This window comes from Rothia sp. HMSC064F07 (assembly GCF_001837265.1).
In the GTDB taxonomy this organism is placed as follows: domain Bacteria; phylum Actinomycetota; class Actinomycetes; order Actinomycetales; family Micrococcaceae; genus Rothia; species Rothia mucilaginosa.
The window spans coordinates 83,907-102,582 of record NZ_KV831928.1 but is presented as its reverse complement, the minus strand read 5'-3'; the positions used below and the strand labels follow the sequence as shown (position 1 = coordinate 102,582).

Annotated in this window: 13 protein-coding genes and 1 pseudogene; 11 read left to right on the top strand and 3 right to left on the bottom strand. The window is 63.6% G+C overall.

The window, feature by feature from the left end:
• From HMPREF2712_RS08210 to HMPREF2712_RS08195, 4 genes and pseudogenes are all read left to right on the top strand, one after another.
• Positions 1-318 (top strand): annotated as a pseudogene (locus tag HMPREF2712_RS08210) (multidrug transporter); the annotation flags it as partial.
• 97 nt (positions 319-415) lie between these two features.
• Positions 416-1,543 (top strand): efflux RND transporter periplasmic adaptor subunit, encoded by a 1,128-nt coding sequence (locus HMPREF2712_RS08205; RefSeq protein ID WP_005507836.1) that lies wholly within the window; start codon positions 416-418, stop codon positions 1,541-1,543.
• The gene (locus HMPREF2712_RS08200) at positions 1,540-3,774 is read left to right on the top strand and encodes an ABC transporter ATP-binding protein/permease (protein ID WP_070616504.1); all 2,235 of its coding nucleotides are present in this window, start codon (positions 1,540-1,542) and stop codon (positions 3,772-3,774) included. The genes HMPREF2712_RS08205 and HMPREF2712_RS08200 overlap by 4 nt, the downstream gene beginning before the upstream one ends.
• Before the next feature lie 178 nt (positions 3,775-3,952).
• Positions 3,953-7,942 (top strand): thiol reductant ABC exporter subunit CydD/CydC, encoded by a 3,990-nt coding sequence (locus HMPREF2712_RS08195; protein WP_246827948.1) that lies wholly within the window; start codon positions 3,953-3,955, stop codon positions 7,940-7,942.
• Positions 7,943-8,118: 176 nt separating this feature from the next.
• Here HMPREF2712_RS08195 and HMPREF2712_RS08190 read toward each other — a convergent pair whose 3' ends face one another.
• Both HMPREF2712_RS08190 and HMPREF2712_RS08185 read right to left on the bottom strand, forming a co-directional pair.
• The gene (locus HMPREF2712_RS08190) at positions 8,119-8,883 is read right to left on the bottom strand and encodes a sulfite exporter TauE/SafE family protein (protein ID WP_070819726.1); all 765 of its coding nucleotides are present in this window, start codon (positions 8,881-8,883) and stop codon (positions 8,119-8,121) included.
• A gap of 149 nt (positions 8,884-9,032) precedes the next feature.
• Positions 9,033-11,558, bottom strand: coding sequence for a DNA gyrase/topoisomerase IV subunit A (locus HMPREF2712_RS08185; RefSeq protein WP_070616498.1), 2,526 nt, complete (start codon positions 11,556-11,558; stop codon positions 9,033-9,035).
• Between the two features lie 286 nt (positions 11,559-11,844).
• Between HMPREF2712_RS08185 and HMPREF2712_RS08180 the strand changes: the two genes are divergently transcribed.
• Together HMPREF2712_RS08180 and HMPREF2712_RS08175 are read left to right on the top strand one after the other, a co-directional pair.
• Positions 11,845-12,438 carry a DUF5998 family protein gene (locus tag HMPREF2712_RS08180; protein ID WP_005506389.1) on the top strand — a complete coding sequence of 198 codons (594 nt, stop codon included), beginning with the start codon at positions 11,845-11,847 and terminating at the stop codon, positions 12,436-12,438.
• A gap of 54 nt (positions 12,439-12,492) precedes the next feature.
• The gene (locus tag HMPREF2712_RS08175) at positions 12,493-13,773 is read left to right on the top strand and encodes an alkaline phosphatase family protein (RefSeq protein WP_070506588.1); all 1,281 of its coding nucleotides are present in this window, start codon (positions 12,493-12,495) and stop codon (positions 13,771-13,773) included.
• A 144-nt stretch (positions 13,774-13,917) separates the two neighbouring features.
• Here the strand turns inward: HMPREF2712_RS08175 and sepH are convergent, their stop codons facing one another.
• On the bottom strand, positions 13,918-15,093 hold the full coding sequence (sepH, locus tag HMPREF2712_RS08170; protein WP_180950426.1) for a septation protein SepH: 1,176 nt from the start codon (positions 15,091-15,093) through the stop codon (positions 13,918-13,920).
• 326 nt (positions 15,094-15,419) lie between these two features.
• Here sepH and HMPREF2712_RS08165 point away from each other — a divergent pair, with 326 nt between their 5' ends.
• From HMPREF2712_RS08165 to HMPREF2712_RS08145, 5 genes are all read left to right on the top strand, one after another.
• The gene (locus HMPREF2712_RS08165; protein ID WP_005506382.1) at positions 15,420-15,719 is read left to right on the top strand and encodes a DUF4193 domain-containing protein; all 300 of its coding nucleotides are present in this window, start codon (positions 15,420-15,422) and stop codon (positions 15,717-15,719) included.
• Positions 15,720-15,959: 240 nt separating this feature from the next.
• Positions 15,960-16,406 carry a dUTP diphosphatase gene (gene dut, locus HMPREF2712_RS08160; protein WP_070616494.1) on the top strand — a complete coding sequence of 149 codons (447 nt, stop codon included), beginning with the start codon at positions 15,960-15,962 and terminating at the stop codon, positions 16,404-16,406.
• 77 nt (positions 16,407-16,483) lie between these two features.
• Entirely contained in the window at positions 16,484-17,278 is a 795-nt protein-coding gene (locus HMPREF2712_RS08155; RefSeq protein WP_070616492.1) for a DUF3710 domain-containing protein, read from the top strand.
• On the top strand, positions 17,278-17,817 hold the full coding sequence (locus tag HMPREF2712_RS08150) for a hypothetical protein (protein WP_005507846.1): 540 nt from the start codon (positions 17,278-17,280) through the stop codon (positions 17,815-17,817). Before HMPREF2712_RS08155 ends, HMPREF2712_RS08150 begins: the two co-directional genes overlap by 1 nt.
• Positions 17,807-18,613 carry a DUF3159 domain-containing protein gene (locus HMPREF2712_RS08145; protein WP_070616491.1) on the top strand — a complete coding sequence of 269 codons (807 nt, stop codon included), beginning with the start codon at positions 17,807-17,809 and terminating at the stop codon, positions 18,611-18,613. Before HMPREF2712_RS08150 ends, HMPREF2712_RS08145 begins: the two co-directional genes overlap by 11 nt.
• Positions 18,614-18,676 lie beyond the last annotated feature (63 nt).

Below are 18,676 nucleotides of genomic sequence, written 5' to 3'. Positions count from 1 at the left end.
GAGAAGTGGAAGCAGTGCGTCTCCGACCGCGGTCTCACCCCCAATAAGGCAGGGTCGGTAGCCGAGGAATCCCCGCTGGCTGAGCAGCAGAGCAAGAACGGCGGTTTCAACGAACCCGCCTCCGAAGAGGAAATTCGCATCGCCACCATCCAGGCCGAATGTAACCAGCAGGTCGGCATGAGCAAGCAGCTCTACGACCTGGAGGCACAGTATCAGATGCCGCTCATCCGCAAGTACCAGTCGCAGCTTGAGCAGGACCGCAAGGCAGAACGTGAGCGTGACGAGAAGTTCAAGCAGTACGTTCTGGAGCACCAGTAAACCGGGGCACTAAAAGACAGCGCACCGAAAGACGGCGCTAAGAAATAGGCAGCGCAGAGAAATAGACAGCGCTGACACAGTTCAGAAAGACACCGCCATGACCACTCACACGAAAAACCAAAACAGCGGGCACCGCTTCAGCGAGCGCATCGCCCGACCCCGCGTGCTCCTGCTGCTGGCTATCCTCGCCATCGGTTCGCTCATGCTGTCCTTCTACCTGGGTACCCGCTACGCCGCCACGGGCCCCGACCCGGCCGTGCAGGCGAAAACCGTGATCCCGGTCTGGGCGAAGGTTGAAGAACGCACCGTCAGTGAGGGACTAGCCATTGCCGGAACCACCAAGGCGGGAGAGACCGCCCCGATTAGCGCGCGCACCAACGGTGAACCGGTGCTCGTCTACCAGAACCAGAAGCCCGGCAACGTGCTCAAGGCCGGTGACTTCATCGGCATTATTGGCGCCGACCCCGTCTTCGTGCTGGAAGGGCCGCTGCCGCTGTACCGCGACCTCAACCTGGGCGATAACGGCGACGACGTGCTCGCCTTCCAGAAGGCACTGAACTCCGCCGGGTACGCCACCGCTCAGAGCGGCACCGTCACCGAAGACACCCTCGACGCCGTCACGCGCCTGCACCGCGCGCACCTGACCGGCGTGCCCAGCGAAGGGGTCACCAGCATTGCCCGCAGCAACTACGCGATTCTGCCCGGCGGTAGCCACACCGTCACCGCCGTTGCGGCGGTCGGCCAGCTCATCAGCGACGGCAACCCCATCGCGAGTGTAGAAACCAGCGAACCCTACGTGGAATCCAGCGTTGAGCTCTCCGTTGCCAATAAGCTCAAGGCCGGCGACCGCGTTAGCCTGCGCACCTCCACCGGCAGCGTGGAGGGCACCATCACCAGCATTGGTGAGCTGCAGAACGACCCCTCCAAGGGGGCGGCAAAGAGCGTGCGATTCAGCGCCGACGACCCGAGCAAGCTCACTCCGGGGCAGAGCGCCTCCATCACCAGTAAGGGCAACACCTCAACCACCCTCGCCGTGCCGACTACCGCGGTACGCCAGGACTCCCAGGGCACCTACGTGCTGGTTGAAAAGGGCGGAAGCTCCACCTCGACCAGCAAGGACGCGCCCGCCACCGAACGAGTCAATGTTGAGGTTCTACGCACCGCCGGCGGATACGCCGCAATCAACGCGAACCTCAGCGCGGGACAGAAGGTGCTTGTCTCATGAGCCGCCGTAAGATAACCCCAGACACAAGCCCAGAACGTGCGCCTACAGTTGCGCCCAACGTAGCGTCCGCCGCTACACCTGCCGCCGGGCTCGGTACCGCGCCCGCTATTGAAATGCACGGCATTACCCGCATCTTCGAGGGGAGCGAACGAGCAGTCCTCGACCACCTCGACCTGGTGGTCGAACGCGGCGAATTCCTCGCCATTATTGGTCCGTCGGGCTCCGGTAAATCCACCCTGCTCAACGCCATTGGCCTGCTCGACACTCCCACCAGCGGAACCTACAGCCTCTTCGGCAAAAACACGGAAGGACTCAGCGACAGAGAACGCGACGAAATGCGCCGAGACCACCTCGGCTTCATCTTCCAATCCTCAAACATGCTGCTGGACGAAACCAGCACGACCAACGCCTCCATGGGTCTGCGTGTGCAGGGCGTACCCTACAGCGAGCGCCTGCAACGCACCGAAGAAACCCTAGAATTTCTGGGGTTGAGCGACCGCGCCAGCATCCGCACCCGCTACCTCTCCGGCGGTGAGAAGCAGCGCTGCGCCATTGCTCGTGCCCTCGCCACGCGTCCGCCGCTGATTCTTGCTGACGAGCCGACCGGCAACCTGGACAGCCACAATAGCGCCAAGGTCATTGAGATTCTTCAGCGCATTAACGCGACCGGCTGTACTGTGCTGGTGATTACCCACGACCCGGAGGTTGCCGCCGCCGCCCGCCGCGTGATCCGCATTGAGGATGGGCGGCTGCACGAGCAGAGCCGCGCCGACTTGGCTACGGTGCCGGTTGCCGAGGCTGTGCCGGCTGCAACGGACACCCCGGCAGAAGCCACGGTAGGTGCCCCGGTAGACGCCTCCGCCAGCCTCGCACCGGGGGAGAAGCCCGCTACGCATCGCCGCGGAAGCTTCCTCACCGACGACAGCATCGAGGCAATTTCCGCGCTCACCTCACGACCGCTACGCACCCTGCTACTGGGTCTGTCCTTCGCACTGGGCGTGGGCGGACTCATCAGCGCCTCCGGCATGAGCGAATCCGCCAGCTACCAGGTGAACCAGCGCCTGCTCGGATCCGAACAATCCACGCTCTACATCAGCGACAGGGACAATGACCAGAACATGCTCGGAACCTACCGGCAGGGCGAATCCGCGCAGAATGTTGCCGACCGCATTAGCGCGCTGGACTACGTGAAGAACACCGGATTCGTCAGCAGCGTGGCACCCGCCGACGTGCGAATCACCCGGTTCAGCCCCTACGAGGACGAACCCAAAACGGCGATTGGCCTCAGCTCCACCTCAAAGACCCGGCTCGAGCAAATCGGTGCCCGCATGAACCCCGAAACCCTGCGTGCGCTCGAACAGATGAACTCGACCCTCACCCAGCAGAACGTTGCTGACCGTGAACGCTCCGAGCAGCTCTCCGGCGCTATCGTCTCGGTCTCCGCTGCCCGCGCCCTCGGCATTCTCCCCGAAGATAAGGCGGCAGATAACGCCACAACCGAGCCCCGCCCCGGCGAGCTACCCGCCGTCGACTACGGCATTAAGCTCGGCGGACTGCCGCAGGTGGCACCCGGTGTGAGCATCTGGGTGGATGGTCAGCTGATGCCGGTCGTCGGCCTTTTCGACCCCGGCAATAGCGGCTACGAATTCAGGAATACGGTCATTGTCTCGCCGGGCACACTTCAGCGCACCGGACGCGGCCAGGTCACATACATTGCCGAAACCGAACGGGGCTACGGCAAAGCGGTCGCCAAGGCAATTCCGCTGACCCTCAAGCCCGCTGAACCCAGCCAGATCAACGTGGAAACCCCCTCCGACCTGCAGAGCCTACGCGCGTCTATCGCCTCGGATCTGGGCCTGTACGTGGGTGTGCTCTCCGGTATTCTGCTGGTGCTCGCCTCCCTCTCGGCGGCAACCGCAATGTATCTGTCCGTGCAATCGCGCACCGCAGAGATTGCGCTGCGCCGCGCCATCGGATCGAGTAAATGGCTGATTGCCCGCATCTTCCTCATGGAGGGCGTCATGCTCGGCGTGCTCGGCGGCTCCATCGGCGCCTGCTCCGGCATGATTGCGACGATTATTCTTTCGCTCGTGCAGGGCTGGCAGGCGGTTCTCTCGCCCGGATTCGTGGTGCTCGGCGTGGGCGTTGGCGCCCTTACCGGTCTGGTGTCTTCGGCGTACCCGGCGTGGGTGGCATCCCGCAAGAGCCCCGCTGATGCGATGCGCGGCTAGAACTAGCGCGGGGTGAGGGACAGCCAATTATCCGAAACTTGACTGGTCAAATAGGTATTGGATAGCCCAACCCTTAAACTGATGGGAGGTAAAAACAGCAGAAGACTAAGGACAACACGTGAGTCGAACGCACACACCGCGTCATGCTGACAAACATCAGAACACTGAGGCACCAGAGGTGACCGAGGGAAAGCGCAATGACCGCGCTGACCGCCGCCCACCTCTGGGCCCTGACGCCCGTAAAACCCTCAGCACGTTCGGTGTTATCACCGCCGTGCACACCCTCGCGACGGTGCTTTTCAGTGCCGCCTTGGCTGTGATTATTGCCCGCGCGGCACACGCCGGTTTCGCCGCTGTTGCCGCCGAGCACGCGCGCCTCAAAGAGACGAGCGCCCCGGACGTGTACCGCGCCTACATTGAGTTCTCGGGCTCCGCGCAGGCGCAGCTGGAGGCGCACGGCGGCTGGCTGCTCGGCCTCGGTGGTATCTTCGGTGACGCAGACACCATTACCCCCGGCCTGATTGCGGTCGCCGTGGCTGCCCTGCTCGTCCGCTCGGGTACCGACTACCTGCTGGCTGTGAGCGCGCAGCGTGCCGCCTCCGGAGCGAAGTCTCAGATTCGTTCCGCCCTGCTCAAGCGCGTGCTCGCCACCGGTGGCGCAGACACCCCCGAAGGTACCGGCGCGACCGCTGTGTTGCTGTCCCGTGGCCTGAACGCTCTGGATGACTACTACACCAAGACCCTGACCGCGTTCGTGTCCACCGCGATTGTGCCGTTCATCCTCTGGGTTGTTGTGGCGGCCCTGGACTGGATGAGCGCCATGGTGCTGGCATGCACCCTGCCGCTTATTCCGGTGTTCATGATCCTGATTGGTAAGAACACCCGCGACGAAACCGCAGAAGCTCAGGCTGAACTGCACCGCCTCTCCGACCATATTCTGGAGCTGGTGCGCGGCCTGCCCGTCATTATCGGTCTGGGCCGTGAACGTGCACAGACCCGCTCCATGAACGCTCTCGGTCAGCGTTACCGTGAACGTACCATGCAGACTTTGCGTAGCGCCTTCATGTCTTCGCTGGCGCTGGAGCTCATCACCACCATTTCGGTGGCGCTGATTGCTGTGCTGATTGGTGTGCGCCTGGTCAACGGCACCCTGGGCCTGGACACCGCAATTCTCGTACTGCTGCTGGCTCCCGAATGCTACCAGCCGCTGCGTGATGTGGGTGCCGCCTACCACCAGTCGGAGGACGGCGTTGCCGCCCTGCGTAGCGCCCAGAAGATTATTGATGCGCCTCTGCCCGCCGCCGCTGCGGACTCGAATGCGCAGGAATCGTCTGCACAGGATTCGGCAGTGCAGAAGGCTCAGCCTTCCACCATCACTGTTGAGGACCTGTCGGTGAGCTACCCGGCGCGTCCTGCCGTGCTGACTAACCTGTCCCTGAATCTGGACCGTCGCGTTGGCACCACCCAGACTGAAACCGCCCAGGGTGAGCGGGGTGCGGTTATCGGCGTGATGGGTGAATCCGGCTGCGGTAAGTCCACCCTGCTGAACGTGTTCTCCGGTGCCGTGCGCGAGGGTCTGGTGCCCACCGGCTCGGAGGAGCCCGTGCACCTGACCGGTAGCGTGACCGGTCTGGGAACCACCCTGGTTATTCCGCAGTCGCCGGTCTTCACCGCGCCGACCGTGCAGACCGAAATGGCTCTCTACGCACTCAGCGCTACCGAGGCTGAGCGTGAGCGTGCAGCCGCTCTGCTCGGTGAAGCGATGGACTCTAAGAAGCTGTCCGTCACCGATGCCGAGTCCGCGCTGCTGGTTGGCCCGCTGGCTCAGCTGGGCATGGAGAAGCTGACCGCCCTTGAACCCGGTGCCCTCAGTGCTGGTCAGGCGCGCCGCCTCGCCGTGGCACGCACCCTGGCTCGTGCCGAGGCTATCTACCGTGCCGGCGGTGAACAGACCGTGCTGACGGTCCTGGTGGATGAGCCGACCGCGCACCTGGACGCCTACTCGGCATACCTGGTGACCCGTGCCCTGCACCGCCTGGCGGAACTTGGCGCAACCGTGCTGATTGTGACCCACGAGCAGGAGCTCGCCGCTGGCTGCGATATCCTCGTTCGTGCCGTGCAGACCGCCCAGGGCTACACCTGGACTGCCGAGGCGAATACCGCCCGCGTTGCGGTTCCCGCGCAAGCCCCCGCGCACCTGCTCAAGGACAGGGAAGAGTACGAGGCTGAAAGCACCGCCCCGGCGGGCGCCTCCGTAGCTGCCGAGACCGAGGAAGCCGAGCCTGCCGGCCTGTTCGCAAGCCTGCGCACCCTGAAGGAACTGACCGGTATTGGTGTTCGCGCCGCAACCGGCCCGGTGATCATGGCTGCGATTACTTCCCTGATGGCTGCGGCACTGACCGCGCTGTCCGGCTGGCTGATTGTTCGCGCTGCCGAGGGCCCGGCAATGATGTACCTGATGGTCGCCATTGTGGGCGTGCGTTTCTTCGGCCTGGGTCGTGCCTGCGCCCGCTACGCTGAGCGTCTAATGACCCATTCGAAGGTTCTTGCCGCCGCAAATATTCTGCGTCTGCGCGCCTGGGTTGGCGCATGGCAGAGCGTGAGCAGCGTGCGTGCCCTGCTGCGTGGTGACGCGCTGCTCGAACGCCTCGTGGGCGGTATTGATGAGCTGCGTGACGGCGTGCCGCGCGTTATTATTCCGCCGGCTGCGCACCTGCTGGTCATGACCGCGGCGCTGATTACGACCGCGTGCATTCTGCCGCAGGCTCTGATTCCGGTCCTGCTTGCCGTGCTGGTCAGCACTTTTGTGGCTCCGTGGATTGTGCTCCGCGCCGACGCCCGTGCGGAGGCACTGGCTCGCCGCTCCACCGCGCAGATGCTGCGCCTGGGTACCGGCATGCTCTCGGCGGCTGAGGACCTGCGCGCTAACGGCGTGGCAACCACCGCTGAGAAGGCTAACGGCGCTCTGGACGCCGAGAACCTGTCCGCCCTGCAGAAGGGCTCGACCGCTCAGGGCGTGGGTCGTACCCTCGTGACTCTGAGCTGGTTCGGTGCAGCTCTGGCGAGCGCAGTCATTGCATACCCGCTGGCTGTTGATGGCACCGTGCGTGCCCCCGAAGCGGCGATTGTGGTACTGCTGTGCACCGGCATGCTGGAAAGCTCTCTGGGTCATGTTGAGGCGGTCCGCTCCTGGCCCGCGTTCAGCCGCCTGCTCGCGACGATTGCCCCGAGCGTGCGTGACGTATCCCTGGAGGGCGTTGTTGCAACCTCGACCCTGAAGCGTTCCGTGCCGACAGAGGCTGAGGTGGACACCCACGTTCTGCCGCGTCGTGTTGAGCGTCTGCGTGCCCGCGCGGAGGCCGAGATGGAGGAGCTGCTGGAGGCTGACCGTCAGCGTGCTCACCGCTTTGACCGCCCCGAATCTGCGGCTGGTTCTAAGAGCGATACCCCGCGCCCGCCGAAGCCCGGCGAGCCCACCTTGGTCAGCTGCGGTACCCCGCAGGAGCTTGGCGTGAAGGTCACCGACCCCGCCCTGAGCCTGCAGGACGCTGCCGCCCGCTGGCCCGGCATGGATCACCCGGTCTTCACCGACCTGAACATGAATGCTCGTGCGGGCTCCTGGACTGCGGTGACCGGCCCCTCCGGTTCCGGTAAGTCTACGGTGCTTGCAACCGTTCTGGGCTTCTTGCCGCTGGAATCCGGTCGCGTGCTGGCTTCCGGTGAGGTCCTGGAGGGTGAGCAGCTGCGTGGCTACGCGGCGTGGTGCCCGCAGGCGGCTCACATTTTCGAGTCGACCCTTGAGGGCAACCTGATGCTGGCTCGTGACCGTTCGGATCGCCCGAGCGAGGAAGAGCTGATTGAGGTTCTGCGCCGTGTGGGTCTGGGCGAGTGGTTTGACGCTCTGCCTCAGGGCCTGCGCACCCCGGTGGGTGCTGGCGGTTCCTTCCTTTCCGGTGGTCAGCGTCAGCGTCTGGCGGTGGCTCGTGCCCTGCTGGTGAACTCGCCGGTGCTGCTGCTGGATGAGCCGACCGCGCACCTGGACGCTGAGTCTGCCCGCGCGCTGATGGCTGACTTGGATGCGGCGACCCGCTCCAGCTCCGTGGCTACGGTTCTGGTGTCGCACCGTCCTGAGGATATTGCCCGCTGCGATGAGGTGGTTCGCCTCTAAACGCAGCTGAGCGTAGCCACCACGGGCGAGATTGAACGCAAGAAACTGCGAGGAATGCCCCGGTACTTCGTGAAAGTACCGGGGCATTTCTTTGTGCGCAGATAGTTCTGAGTGTTTATATCTCCGCGCGAATAGGTTCGGAGGAGGGAGCTAAACCCAGCCGAGTATCTGCGCGCTCAATCGCAGCAGCATGAGATGAGGGTCATAACGATAACGAGCACGTGGCGAATGAATCGTTCACCCAGGTGAATTGCGGTGCGGGCACCAACCCAGCTTCCCGCCATGTTGGCCCATCCCATGGCAATTCCGAGGAACCAGTGAATCGAGCCTAGCGGAATGAAATAGAGGAGCGCGCCGAGGTTGGTGGCGGTGTTGAGAACCTTGGCGGCTGCGGTTGCGTGGAGCATATCGTAGCCCATGGCTATCTGCAGGGCGACGAGCATCATCGCGCCGGTGCCAGCCCCGAGGATGCCGTCGTAGCCGCCCAGAATCAGACCCAGCGCAAAGCCGCGCACTAGGAACGATGAGGTTGCGAGCACGCGAGGCTGCCCGCGAGGTATGCGCGGTTGTAGCACTGAGAAGACGAGGATAGCGGCTAGAACCACCACAATGGCAGGGCGGAAAATATGTGCTGGCAGGATCGTGGCGCAGTACGCGCCGGCGGCGGAGGCGCAGAACGCCACGAACGCTACGGGGAGCAGGATTTTCCACGGGATTTTGAGCGAGCGAATATAGGTTGAGGCGCTCGTCAAAGTGCCCATGGAACTGGCAACTTTATTGGTGCTCAGGGCGGCGACGGGGGAGAATCCGGGCGCCATGAGTAGGGCGGGGAGCTGGATCATGCCGCCTCCGCCCACGACAGAGTCGATGCATCCCGCGCAGAAGGCGGCGAGCAGGAGCACGATAAATAACTCTGGTGTGACGGACAGTAAATCAAGCACGACAAATCCTCTAGGAATAATGCGTCAAAAAATGTGTGCTGTGTTACTTAAGGTACACCACATAAAAGCCGGGGGTGAAGACACACACAACGTGTCTTCACCCCCGGCTTCGTTAGCAACCTAAGGTCAAAAGGCCGTGAACGGCGCGCCTAGAAGAGCTTTTCACCCTCCGGGCTAACCGCCAGCGCAGCAGAAACAGCCGCATAGTTCGGGCCCACAATGCCGATGCTCTGAGTGAGCATCACACCGGAACCGTCACGGGCACCGTGCTCGGTCGGCAGGGAACGAGCCACACCGCCGGAGGACGCCGCCTTCGCCGGGCCCACGCCCACCCACGCCAGAGCCAGCTGGCTCTCACCGGTGAGGAATCGGTGCGCACGCACACCGCCGGTCGCGCGGCCCTTCTGCGGGTACTCGCTCAGCGCGGTGACCTTGGCGCTCGCCAGGCCATCCTTGCCGTTGGTGACGGTCACGACCTCCGCCGCGTCGCCGGGCGCGGTCACACCCAGGGCGATGAGGCGATCGCCGTCGGCAAGCTTGATGCCTGCGATACCGCCGCCGGTGCGTCCCTGCGGGCGGACCTTTGCCGCGTCGAAGGTCAGCAACTTCGCATCGCGAGTGACGAAGGTGAGCACCGCATCGTCGGTGGGGCAGGGGGCGGCGGCTACGATTTCGTCGCCGTCCTTGAGCTTCATGATGTCCCACTCGGTCTGGTTCAGCGGGTAATCCGGGTTGAGGCGCTTGATTACGCCTCCCGCAGTTGCTAGCGCCAGCACCGTGTTCAGCGGTACGAGGGCGACCAGCTTCTCACCCTTGGCGAGCTGAACCAGCTCGGCTGCCTTCACAGCAGACGTCATGGAGGGGGTGCCGCCGTTCTCGTCCAGCACCGCAATGTCCATGACGGACAGACGCACCATGCGTCCTGCGGAGGTCACGGCACCGATCTCGCCGCGCGCGGTGGTCGGCACAATCGAGGTGAACACGTCGTGCTTGAAACGCTTGCCGGGATCCACGAGCGCCTCGCGGATGGGCTTGCCGGGGGTACGTCCCATCATGCCGGATGCCGAAAGTAGCACCCAGCAGGGATCATCCGCGATTTCGAGGGCGAGGCCCAGGCTCTTCTTCGCCTTGGACTGCGCGGTGACTGCCTCAATGGCGACCTGCATGTCGTCCTTGGTTTTGAGCTGGGTGCGGCGGTCGGTGCCGTAGCGTTCGGCAACTTCGGCGAGCTCGTCGGAGACCAGTTCGCGCAGTGCCGCATCGGAGCCGAGGATACGCTGCAATTCCGCAATTTCCTGCTGCAGGGTGTCGCGTTCTGCCTCGAGTTCCAGGCGGGAGTACTTGGTGAGCTGGCGCAGGCGCAGCTCCAGGATATGGTTCGCCTGGGTGTCGGTCAGGTCGAAGACGGCCTTCAGCTTTTCGCGTGCCTGAGCGGTCTCGTCAGATTCACGAATGATCTGGATGACCTCGTCAATGTCGAGGATCGCCACGAGCAGGCCCTCCACCAGGTGCAGGCGGTCGGTGCGCTTGCCCAGGCGGAATTCGGTGCGGCGGCGGACCACGTTCAGGCGGTGGTCAATGTACACGCGCATCAGGTCGAGCAGGCCAAGGGTCTGCGGCTGACCGTCCACGAGCGCCACGTTATTGATACCGAAGGAGTCCTCAAGCGGAGTGTGCTTGTAGAGGGCGGCGAGCACCGCCTCCGGGTTAAAGCCGTTCTTGATTTCGATGACGAGGCGCAGACCGTTGGTGCGGTCGGTCAGGTCGACCACGTCGGAGATACCGGTGAGCTTCTTGGAGCTGACGCCGTCCTTGATCTTTTCGATGACCTTTTCGGGGCCGACCATGTACGGCAGTTCGGTCACAACGATGCCCTGCTTGCGGGGGCTGACCTGCTCGATGGAGACCTTCGCGCGGGTTTTGAAGGTGCCGCGGCCGGTTTCGTAGGCGTCACGGATGCCTCCCAGACCCACGATGGTGCCGCCGGTGGGCAGGTCGGGGCCGGGGATGAACTTCATGATGTCTTTGAGGCTCGCCTCGGGGTGGGCGATGAGGTGGCGGGTACCGGCGATGACCTCGCGCAGGTTGTGCGGCGCCATGTTGGTTGCCATACCGACCGCGATGCCGGTGGTGCCGTTGACGAGCAGGTTCGGGAACGCTGCGGGTAGCACGGAGGGCTGCATGAACTGGTTGTCGTAGTTCGGTACGAAGTCAACCACGTCTTCTTCGAGGTCGGCGGTGAGTGCCTGCGCGGCGGGTGCCATGCGTGCTTCGGTGTATCGGGCGGCTGCCGGACCGTCATCGAGGGAGCCGAAGTTACCGTGACCGTCAACGAGGGGCAGGCGCAGCGCGAAGGGCTGGGCGAGGCGCACCATCGCGTCGTAGATGGCGGCGTCGCCGTGCGGGTGGAGCTTACCCATGACCTCGCCGGTCACGCGGGCGCTCTTGACGTGGCCCTTGTCGGGGCGCAGACCCATCTGGTGCATCATGTAGAGGATGCGGCGCTGCACGGGCTTGAGGCCGTCGCGGGCGTCGGGGAGGGCGCGCGAATAAATCACCGAGTAGGAGTATTCCAGGAAGCTGGTTTCCATCTCGGCGGATACGTCGATGTCGACGATATTCTCTACCACATCCACCGGGTAGTCGCTGACGGCGGATTTGGATCGGCGAGCCATATATCTCCTCGTGTCGGTGTGTTTTCGCTCCTCTTATTTTAGCGGGTGGTAGCGGATGAGACGGGCTGGTTGGTCGGCGTCATCTGTGGGGTGCGCCAAGGCGGTTGCGGGGCAGTAACCGAAGCATACCGGGGGATTGCACACCGTCATATGAGCCTGTATTAGCGTGGTCAAGTAGCACAGCCCGGCTGGAACCCTCTAAGGTAGAGGGGAGTAATACCTAACCGCCTTCATCGTGTGCGCCGACCGACGTCGCCTCATGAGGGCACCGCACGAAAGAGGTACGATGTACGCCACCACCCCCGAACGCGAGCAACTGGTCGCAGATATTAAGCATGCCGGTTTCTACCCCGACCTCGTGCTGGAAGTGGTGGATGACGCGCTGGCGGGCATGAACCCGGACGCGCACTTCGTACAGCATGAAACCCACTTCTCCCGCGATGATTTTCACCGCCACATCACCGTGATGGTGCTCTGCGGTGAGCACGTCATCTTTGCGCACCTGGACGACCAGCACCTTGAAGGTGACGCGCAGGGCACCGTGGCGCATGTGAGCGTGGAGGCGGTGCACCTGAGCGCCCTGAACGCGGTCACCATCAGCTACGGTTTCAGCCAGCCGCAGGCGTACAACGCCGGTAGCACCGCCCCGACTGAGATTTCCTTCCAGATTGCTTGGACCGGTTCGCTGCACATGGAGCTGGCTCCTGCTGGCTGCCAGGATCCGCAGTGCAACGCCGACCACGGCTTCACCGGCGATGCGCGCCGCGAGGACATTGCGGTGCGTGTTTCTGCGACCGCTGACGGTCCTGAGTCGGTTCAGCGTGCGCAGCATTTTGCGCGTGCTCTGCACCGTGCCCGCATGTACGCAACCCGCCGATAAAAACCAGCGCCCCAACGGCGCTCGCTACACCCCTAAGACACCCGAGAGGAACTTATGACGGCCCCGTCCCGCACCGAACAGCCCACTCTGCACGATGTTCTGGGCGCGCCGTTGCCTCCCGCGCCCGCCTACGGTAGCAATAGCATCGCCGATGTGCTGGAGTCCGCCTCCTCTCTGGTGGCTCAGCGAAGCCTGGCGCGCCCCGCGCACGCGCTAGATTCCGACCCGGCGTTCCACGCTGTTGCCGACCCGCTGAACCTTGCCGGCCGCCTCGCGGAGCAGGATGTTGACCCGGTGTCGTTCCGTCACGCCTGCGTGATCATGGTGGACGGCCTGGGCGAGCAGCTGCTCAACAGCTACGGTGGCTACGCGCCCGCCCTGCGTAAGACCCTGAACCTGGGCCCGCTGGACGCCGCGTTCCCCACTACGACTGCCGCCTCCCTGACCTCGCTGGGTACCGGCACGGCACCCGGCGCGCACGGCATTGCCGGCTATGAGGTGCGCAACCCGGCAGGTAATGGGGGAGCGGGCTCGGTCATGAACCACCTGTCCGGCTGGGATCAGTCGGTGGACCCGCACGCCTGGCAGCCGCTGCCGACCGTGCTGGAACGCCACCATACGAACCGCCGCGTGCTCACCATTTCGCTGGGTAAGTACCGCGGTACCGGTCTGACGGAGGCGGCGCTGCGTGGCGGCGACTTCGTGGATGCTGTCGGCTATAACGCCCGCGTCACCTACGCCCTGGAGGCGCTCTCCAGCCGCACCCCCACCACCGTGTACCTGTACTGGGGCGAGATTGACGCGGCGGGCCACCGCTACGGCGTGGGTAGCGACGAATGGCTACAGCAGCTGGAGGAACTGAACTCGGCGCTGAAGCGTCTGGCGGAGCGCGCCCCGGCGTGGGCGGCACTCTTCGTGACCGCCGATCACGGCATGGTGAACGTGCCCGAGCACCAGCGCATCGACTACTCGGGCGTGGAGGAGCTGACCCGCAATATCGCCATGACCGCCGGTGAACCGCGCGCCGTGCACCTGTACCTGGAAGACACCTCGGAGGCGGCACGTACCGCCACCGCTCAGCGTTGGGCGCAGTACTGGGGCGAGCGCGCCTGGGTGATTGACTCTCGCGAGCTGATGCGCGCCGGCTACTTCGGCCCGGTCATCACGGATGCGGCGCGCGGCCGCATTGGCGACCTGATGGTGTGCGCTCGCGACGATTGGGCGCTGTACGATATGCGCCACTATCAGGAGCGTGCCCTGCACATGGTTGGTCAGCACGGTTCGCTGACGGACGCTGAGCGTCTGGTGCCGTTGCGCATGCTCAAGACTTTCTAAAGTACTAGTCTTCTAAAACGCTGGAGGATAAACGAAAACCGCTGGTTATTCGGGTGAATAACCAGCGGTTTTCGTATGTCTAGAGGCCCTTGACTAAAGCCCTCGTCTAGATGCCCTTAATCGGACGGGCGCGAGGGTGCTCGCTTACTTGCGGCCGCCGAAGATGATGTCGTCCCAGGCGGGAACGCTCACGCGCTGCTTCTTCGAGGAAGACTTGGGCTTCTCGGCCGCGGAGGCGGGCTCAGCCGGTACCTCAGCTGCGGGCTCAGGCTGTGCTTCAGCTGCGGGCGCCTCAGCAGCGGGTGCGTCCTCGACGGGTGCCGGCAGGGCGAAGGACTCGACCGGAACGGATTCAACGGGTGCTTCCGAATCCACAGCCAGCGGGTCGGTGGTTTCGAGGGTGGTTTCTGCGGTGGGCTCGGGTGCAGCAGGAGCCGCAGGTTCTACCGGCGCAGACACACCAGGTGCAACAGGTGCCGCGGGCGCAGCCGGTGCTACAGGCTCAGCGGACTCGCGGTGTACGAACACCTCGGGCTCTTCAACCTGCGCCGGGCGCACCGAGCGGGCGCGCTCCAAAAGCTCCTTGAGCTTACGCTCATCGGCGCTCTCAGAGGAAGTAAGGGGTGCCGGTGCGGGCTCGGGTGCCTTCGGCAGTCGGGCGGGAGGAACCTCCACGGGAGCCTTCTTTGCGGCGGCGGCAACAGCGTCCTCACTGTTGCCCATCAGGAAGTACGCCGCCTCATTCGACGCGTACAGGCCCTGGTTCGCCGGGTTGTACACCCAGCGTGCGGGGAAGACGACCTGCGCGGGCAGGTTCTGACGTACTGAATCCTTCAGCGCAATATCAACCTCAACGCGCCACTGGCCGTTCTCCTGCTGGCGGGTGGTCCAGTCCTGGGTTGCGTCCTCAAAACCGTAACGCTCGGAGACTTCCTCAATGCGGGCGCTCAGGGTCACGGGAATCTGTGCGGTACCCGAAGCGGAGCTGCGGCGACCAATCTTCACGCTCTGAGCGGCACGAATAATGTGGGCACGCTCAGCAACAATCGGCCACTCGTAGCGGCGCACGCGCTCCGGCTCCCAACCGGACTCTTCAGCGATTTCCTCAACGGAGGCACCCTGACGGAAACGGGTCTGAATATCGCGCGGACCGTAGGTGCCCTTAGCACCCAGACCGCGGGCGGGCTGAATACGGCGAGCCTTGGTGATGCTCGTGCGCAGGTTCGCGTCAATCGGCAGCAAGAAGCGGGTGCCGTCAGCAGACTCAAGCACCAGATTTTCGCCGTCATCGTGAACGCCAATCAGACGCAGTTCAAGCATGAGAACCTCCATAGGTGAACCGGACGCGTTCGTGAATGTGTTGCACGGAACGCAAACTACCTACCAGGGTACCGTGAAAGCGCGGTAAATCAGTAGCGGAGGCGGGATTTTCACCAAAAAAAGATGTACTTTTCGCACCGAAAAAGCTAGAATGTGACGCCTAAACAGTCCAAAGCCTACCCAGGATTAGACAAATAGGGTGCCAATGGTGAACAATACCTGGCATGCCGTCGGGGTTAATTACACACCAGCGGCACCTAGAGCACTCAATAAACCAGCGTGGCCTAGTCCAACACACAGCCACAGAACCAACGGAGCGTGAAAGTTTGGCAACTGATTACGATGCACCTCGCAAGCAGGACGAAGAGCAGAACGAAGAGTCCTACGAGGAGCTGAACGCCCGCCGTTCCGAGATGCAGTCCGGTGCGGTGGACGAAGACGAGAACAGCGCAGCAGAAAGCTTCGAGCTGCCCGGTGCTGACCTCTCCAACGAGGAGCTGAACGTTGTTGTTCTGCCCGCTCAGGACGACGAGTTCACCTGCGCATCCTGCTTCCTGGTGCGCCACCGCTCGCAGATTGCACGCGAAGAGGGCGGCCTGTCCTACTGCATCGAGTGCGAGGGCTAAAACTTTAGGGAAGGGCTAACACCCACCCGACATACACCTCATGACGGGGCGAGTGCCGAGTGCACCCGCCCCGTTGAGTATGTGAAAGCCGCGCACGCAAGAACAGCGCCGCGTCGCACCCAACACGGCACGCCGCCGCACGTGCTGAACGCGAACACGCAACGAAAACACCCCGCAGTAGAGTCTCAACACAGCGCGAGGTGATGGCACAGACACCCGCGAAAGGTTAGAGTATTGACCATGATGACCCCCGTAAACGTCCACATTAAGCTGCTCGACCCCGAGTTGCCCGCACCCGCCTACGCAAAGCCCGGCGACGCCGGCGCTGACCTGCGCTCCCGCATCGACTTCGAACTGGAACCGGGCGAACGCGCCCTCGTCCCCACCGGCGTGGCAATCGCCCTGCCCGAAGGCTACGTTGGTCTGGTGCACCCGCGCTCCGGCCTGGCAACCAAGAACGGTATCACCATTGTGAACGCACCCGGCACCGTTGATTCCGGCTACCGCGGCGAGCTGATGGTCACCCTGCTCAACACTGACAAGACCAAGTCCTTCCACGTGCAGCGCGGCGACCGCATCGCTCAGCTGGTCATTCAGAAGTACGAGCACGCAACCTTTACCATTGTGGACGAACTGGATCAGACCGAACGCGGCTCCAGCGGCTTCGGCTCCAGCGGAATCCACTAGTCTGCTCTCACCGCGATTGTCGCACGAGAGAAGAGAAGAAACCCCCGCACCCTGCGTGCGGTGAAAGTAGGAATACCATGTTCGGATTTGGTAAGAAGAAGCACGCCGAGGAGGCTGAAAAGGCCGCCATCGACAAGGCTGTCGCCGAAGAGATTGAGGAGACCAACGTCGAGGTTGAGGAGCTGAAGGAAGAGGAGAACTCTCCCGAGGTCATCAAGTACGACCGCGTCAACGGCCCGCACGACATTGAAGAAGTCACCGCCGAAGACCTCGAAGACTACGTCGACCTGGGTGCGCTGCGCATCAAGCTGCTCGACGGCATGAACCTGCGCCTCGAAACTGACGACGCAACCGGCGCGGTTATCGCCGCAACCATCACCCGCGACGGCGCGACCCTGCAGGTGCAGGCATTCGCCGCACCGCGCACCACCGGCATCTGGGACGACATCCGTCACGACCTGACCGAGTCCGTCGCCTCCCAGGGCGGCATCGTCGAAATCTACGCCGGCGTATTCGGCGCCGAGATGCTGACCCGCCTGCCCGCCGTCACCCCGGACGGTCAGCCCGGTGAGCGTATCGCCCGTTTCGTGGGTGTGGACGGCCCCCGCTGGTTCCTGCGCGGCGTCATCTCCGGCGCGGCTGTGCTCGGTGACGATAAGGCTGCCGCCTCCGTGGAGGAAGTCTTCCGCACTGTCGTGGTGGACCGTGGCGACGACCCGCGCCCGCCGCGCGAGCTGCTGCCCATGACTCTGCCCGCCGACCTGGTCGTTGCGGCTGAGGAAGAGCCCGCCGTGGAGGAAGAGACCGAGAACGAGCACAGCAAGCTGCGCCCGATGCCTCGCCGCGGCCCTGAGATTACCGAGATTGGCTAATGCCTGAGTTCTCGAACTACCCGAGTGCGCTCGCGGTTCCTGAGGAGCAGATTCTTGCTCCCGGGTACCCCGAGCGCTTTCGCGTACGCCTTGCCGGACGCGTGGAGCAGGTATGGCTGCCTGCGCTGCAGGATAAGCCGATGTACCGTGCCGAGCTGGTGGTGGCTAAGTCGAAGCCCCTGCAGTGGTCGAGTCCGCTGGCGCTGATTGGTATGCCGATTGTGGAGCCGCCCGGTGAGGATTTCGAGGAGGAATCCGAGGACCCCGAGAAGCAGCACCATCTGAACACGGCGTCTTTGGCGACCGTGGCGGTGCAGGAGCCTCACGAGGTGTCTTTCCCGCCGTATGCGCCGTTCAACCCGGGGGATAGGGTGCTGCTGAAGTGGCAGGGGCAGCAGATGGTGCCCGGCGTGCTTGCCGGTGCGTTGTTGCGCTGTTCCGGTGTGGTGTCGGTGAGAGCTCATCAGCCGGTGATTTATAACCCGCGCTATGAGATCGTGCCGCAATTCTTTGCTGAGAAGGGAAAACATGAGCGCTGAGCAGTCTTCGACCCAGCCCGATCCGAACGCTAACCCCGCAACTAACCCGGCTGCTGACCCGGCGCGGGAGGAAAATCAGCTGGCGCAGAGCCTGAGCGCCTCCATGGGTGCGAATATGCGCCGCACCGCCAACGGCGATGTGGATATTCTGCACGCTATCGGCGGCTGGCGCGGCCTGGTGGAATCCTCCCTGCCCGCTGTGGCGTTCCTGGTGTTGTTCACCGTGACGAAGGAACTGAACCTGTCCCTGATTGCGGCGCTGGCTGCGGCGGGCGTGTTCACGCTGATTCGTCTGGTGCAGGGCTCTAAGCTGGTGAGTGCGCTGACCGGTCTGGTGGGCGTGGCGATTTGTGCGTTTGCCGCGTACCGTACCGGTAATGCGAGCGACTACTTTGTGGTGGGCTTCTGGACGAACGGCGTGTACATCCTGGCGTATCTGCTGTCGATGCTGGTGCGTTGGCCGCTGATGGGTCTGATTTTCGCGGTCATTCGCGGTGAGGCGCTGAGCTGGCGCCAGAACCCGGTACGCCTGCGCCAGTACATGCTGGCCACCTGGATTATTACCGTGCTGATGCTGCTGCGCCTTGCCGTGCAGGTGCCCCTGTATTTTGCGGATAATGTGGAAGCGCTGGGCGCGACCCGCCTGATTATGGGTCTGCCGCTGTACGCTTTGGGCGTGTGGCTGGCGTGGCGTGTGTCGGCTCCCGAGGAGGCGCCGGTGAGCGAGGACCCCGAGGCGCTGGATGCTGAAGAAACTGAGGTGCCCGGAGATTCTGAAAGCTCCAAGAACCGCTAAATCACAGTCCGCGACTTCGTGAAATAGCTTCATAAAAGTAAGCGAAAGCCCTGGTACCCGTAT

What these genes read in the sequence shown, in the direction of transcription:
- HMPREF2712_RS08205 (WP_005507836.1), top strand. Translation starts at nt 416, where the DNA reads ATGACCACTCACACGAAAAACCAAAACAGCGGGCACCGCTTCAGCGAG.
- HMPREF2712_RS08155 (WP_070616492.1), top strand. Translation starts at nt 16,484, where the DNA reads ATGTTCGGATTTGGTAAGAAGAAGCACGCCGAGGAGGCTGAAAAGGCC.
- HMPREF2712_RS08200 (WP_070616504.1), top strand. Translation starts at nt 1,540, where the DNA reads ATGAGCCGCCGTAAGATAACCCCAGACACAAGCCCAGAACGTGCGCCT.
- sepH (WP_180950426.1), bottom strand. Translation starts at nt 15,093, where the DNA reads ATGCTTGAACTGCGTCTGATTGGCGTTCACGATGACGGCGAAAATCTG.
- HMPREF2712_RS08175 (WP_070506588.1), top strand. Translation starts at nt 12,493, where the DNA reads ATGACGGCCCCGTCCCGCACCGAACAGCCCACTCTGCACGATGTTCTG.
- dut (WP_070616494.1), top strand. Translation starts at nt 15,960, where the DNA reads ATGATGACCCCCGTAAACGTCCACATTAAGCTGCTCGACCCCGAGTTG.
- HMPREF2712_RS08180 (WP_005506389.1), top strand. Translation starts at nt 11,845, where the DNA reads ATGTACGCCACCACCCCCGAACGCGAGCAACTGGTCGCAGATATTAAG.
- HMPREF2712_RS08185 (WP_070616498.1), bottom strand. Translation starts at nt 11,558, where the DNA reads ATGGCTCGCCGATCCAAATCCGCCGTCAGCGACTACCCGGTGGATGTG.
- HMPREF2712_RS08145 (WP_070616491.1), top strand. Translation starts at nt 17,807, where the DNA reads ATGAGCGCTGAGCAGTCTTCGACCCAGCCCGATCCGAACGCTAACCCC.
- HMPREF2712_RS08150 (WP_005507846.1), top strand. Translation starts at nt 17,278, where the DNA reads ATGCCTGAGTTCTCGAACTACCCGAGTGCGCTCGCGGTTCCTGAGGAG.